This window comes from Vreelandella rituensis, from assembly GCF_003336665.1.
Lineage (GTDB): Bacteria > Pseudomonadota > Gammaproteobacteria > Pseudomonadales > Halomonadaceae > Vreelandella > Vreelandella rituensis.
The window spans coordinates 1-3536 of record NZ_QPIJ01000115.1 but is presented as its reverse complement, the minus strand read 5'-3'; the positions used below and the strand labels follow the sequence as shown (position 1 = coordinate 3536).

Here is a 3536-nt window from a genome sequence, read left to right as displayed (position 1 = left end):
CGTTATCTACTACACAATATTTTCAATCCACAAAGTATACAAAGAGGCCTTTACTGTTAGCTTGGTACGCTGTAGAATTATTATCCATTACAGCTCTATAGCGTATATCTGATGATGAAAGTACAGAAGATAAGAATCAATCATGACACTCAAGACTTTTGGATAGTTCTTGATAGTGACTTTCTTCCTATCCCTCAAATAGATTCATACCTTAAGTACCTCCACTCAGTTGGGAAGTCACCTAACACTATTCGATCTTATGCTTACCACCTTAAAGAGTTCTGGTTGTTTTTGGGTAGCATGGATTACGAATGGAATCAGGTTACTCTGAGTGAGATGTCGCAGTTTATTAATTTTCTGAAGAGAGGCTCAGTGGATAATGTTGTGCCTTTATATCAGTCAGAATCAAAACGAACAGCCAAAACAATCAATGCCATCGTTACCGCCGTTTCATCGTTCTATGATTACAGTTCAAGGTTAAGTGATTCTAAAGACCCTAACGTAAAGAAGTTGGTTAAGGGCAAGAAAGCCAGTTACAAGCCATTTCTCCATCATATCAGCAAGTCAGAAGCATCAACCCAAAACGTCTTGAAGCTCAAAGAGCCTAAGCGTTTACCAGAGATATTGACGACCAAGAAAGTTAAGCAATTGTCTGGGGCTTGTAAGTCTCTTCGAGATAAGCTTCTTGTTTTAATGCTGTATGAGACGGGTATGCGGATTGGTGAGTGTCTTGGCTTAAGGCATGAAGATATCAAAAGCTGGGACAAGACAATTCACATTGTACCACGAGGCGATAACGCTAATGCGGCTAGGGCCAAAAGCAATGAACGTAGAGTGGTTGATATAAGCTCTGACCTGATAAAGCTATACACCGACTACGTGGTTAATGAGTTTGATGATATTGACTCAGACTATGTTTTTATCAATATCTGGGGGGCTGATGTTGGTAAGCCATTGGCGTATTCAACGGTCTATACCAAGTTCAAACGCCTATCTAAAAAGCTTGATATCCCCTTTACACCGCACATCTTCAGGCATACGCATGCTACTGAATTATTAAGAAGCGGTTGGGATGCATCGTATGTCCAAAAGCGCCTTGGTCATAAAGATATACAAACAACAATCAATACTTATGCACACCTTAATGAGAAGGATTTGAAGGAAGCGTTTAGTAAATTTAAACAGGAGACCAGTGGTGTCGAGTAATCTTAAGGTTGTGCCGATTACATTAAATAAAGAACCGCTTCCGAAACAAAAAATTGTCGTTCGTTGCGACTACAAAGGGCAAGGCTCAAAGGAAAACCATGAAAAGCTGGTTAATGCCCTTAATCAGATGATTCGAGAAGACTCCGAGATTACGGTGAAAGGTGTTTGTATTCGCGCTGGTATGCGAACTGGTTTCGACAACAACGTAAGGAAGTCCTACAAAGACCTTCACAGCATTATTCTGAAGCAAATAGATATCCAGACCAATGATCGTCGTAACACCGAACGCAGGGAACTTCTAAGCGCATTAGAGCGGCTTCGAAACAATACACCCATCAATACCGATCCAGTGCGACCTGGCGGCTACATAAGCATAAAGATGCTAATGCGTGAGTCTGGTGTTCATGAATCGACAATAAACCGATATCACAAAGACATCTGCAAAGAGTGTACGGAAAACAAGCGCATTAACACTGATGACGTGTGGTTCTTCGGTAGCGAGGATCTGACGCTACAAGGCGGCTCAGGGGCCATAAAGATTAGTTTTAGTGAGATCAGCCCCACATGGCTAAAGCGGTCAGCCAAAGATTTTATCAAGGCATGTCACGCCACCAAGTCTAGCGCGACACTGATTGCAAACGTGCATGCAATAAGGATGCTTGGTCAAGATATATGTGCGGCAGATGGCGAGTTAAGCCCGTCAGATATTGATCGCCCTTTTATCGAAAATATGCTCTACCGATGGTCAAACAAGAAACTCAAATGGAGTACACGAAAGCGAAGGCTTGCGTCTTTACGCCAGTACATAGAGTGGTGCGAAGATACGGGCTCTTTGGAATTTGGTTCCACAAGACTAATCACGGACTCCGACTATCCCAAGCCAGAAGAAAAGCTGCCAAGGTTCATACCTGAAACGGTGATGACTCAGCTTAATAAGCACATCGATTTGCTTCACCCTCACGTCATGCGGTTCTTTCTGGTACTGCAAGAAGTAGGCATGCGAATTGGTGAATGCTGCGCTTTACCATTTGATTGCATTTACCCCGATGACCAAGGCGATTATTTTATTAAATACTATCAGTTCAAGATGAAGAAAGACCATGTTGTTCCGATCAGTAAAGAGTTAACTGGGGTTATTCAGGAGCAGCAGCAAGCCGTAAGAGAAGAGCTTGGAGCACCAAAAGAGTTGCTGTTCCCAACACCAAAAATGCAGTTAGGAGGCAAGAGAGCTTACCCCAGAGCAGGATTGGCGTGGTCGAGGGGAACTCTGATAAAGAACCTTAATGCACTTGCTGACACCGAAAATATCCTGGGGCCGGACGGTAGCGTTTATCACTTTACCTATCACCAGTTCAGGCATACGACAGCTACGCGCATGATTAATAACGGCGTGCCACAGCATATCGTTCAGCGCTATTTGGGTCATGAAACGCCCACCATGACCAGCACCTATGCGCATATTATGGACGAGACCCTTAAGAAAGAGTTTGCAGCATTCCAAGGTAAAATGGTCGATATAAACGGAAAGATATACGAGCCTGAAGATATAGCTATTACACTGGTAGAAGGTTCAGATCCTGATGATATTGACGCACAATGGCTCAAGAAAAACATTGCTGTTCAAAGCCTTCCAAACGGCTTATGTTCGCTACCAGTCGTACAAGGGAGCTGCCCTCATGCGAACGCTTGTCTGAACTGCCCTAACTTTAGGACAGACCATCGATACCTGCCACAGCATCGTGACCAACTCGCAAAAACGGAAAAAATCATAGCGACCTGTAAAGCGAATGGCTGGCAGCGACAGCTTGAAATGAACGACTCTGTTAAGTCATCACTCGTTAAGATAATCGAACCTCTGGAGGTATCAGGCCATGACGCATAAGCGTAACACATCTGGCCTTGCTTCTTCGGCTGCAAGAAAGAAGGAAGCTACACTCAAAAAAACTGAATCAGCCATATCAGAACTTTTAAAGGCCAATGCTCCGATTAACTTTAATACCGTTGCAGAAAAGGCGGGAGTATCCAAGGCTTGGCTGTACAGGACTGATGCCGTAGCAGATCGTATTAAGCGACTCAGAGATCAGCAGGCAAGCAAAGAGCCGAAGGCATACAAAGAAGCACAACGCGCTTCAGAGGCCTCAAAATCAGCCTTAGTGACGACTCTTAAGGCAAGAGTTAAAGAACTTGAGAGTGAAAATCGCGAGCTGAAAAAACAGTTAGAGGTTGTATATGGAAAGCTTCATGATTCTTCTATATAGAATTGTCTACAAAGTATGAAGCTCCATGGATAAAGGCATTCACTCACCGACAGGGTTAGAGTGTTTAGATAG

General features: G+C 43.6%; 3 protein-coding genes. All 3 read left to right on the top strand.

Annotated features, from left to right (window positions below):
* The first annotated feature begins 111 nt into the window (after nt 1-111).
* Genes DU506_RS20750 through DU506_RS20740 form a run of 3 tightly spaced genes read left to right on the top strand, consistent with a single transcriptional unit; the run spans nt 112 to nt 3464 of the window.
* Nucleotides 112-1206, top strand: a complete 1095-nt coding sequence (locus DU506_RS20750; protein ID WP_220254494.1) for a tyrosine-type recombinase/integrase — start codon at nt 112-114, stop codon at nt 1204-1206.
* Nucleotides 1196-3088, top strand: coding sequence for a tyrosine-type recombinase/integrase (locus DU506_RS20745; RefSeq protein WP_114488738.1), 1893 nt, complete (start codon nt 1196-1198; stop codon nt 3086-3088). The genes DU506_RS20750 and DU506_RS20745 overlap by 11 nt, the downstream gene beginning before the upstream one ends.
* Nucleotides 3078-3464, top strand: coding sequence for a DUF6262 family protein (locus DU506_RS20740; protein ID WP_114488737.1), 387 nt, complete (start codon nt 3078-3080; stop codon nt 3462-3464). The genes DU506_RS20745 and DU506_RS20740 overlap by 11 nt, the downstream gene beginning before the upstream one ends.
* Nucleotides 3465-3536: the final 72 nt, after the last annotated feature.

What these genes read in the sequence shown, in the direction of transcription:
- DU506_RS20740 (WP_114488737.1), top strand. Translation starts at nt 3,078, where the DNA reads ATGACGCATAAGCGTAACACATCTGGCCTTGCTTCTTCGGCTGCAAGA.
- DU506_RS20750 (WP_220254494.1), top strand. Translation starts at nt 112, where the DNA reads ATGATGAAAGTACAGAAGATAAGAATCAATCATGACACTCAAGACTTT.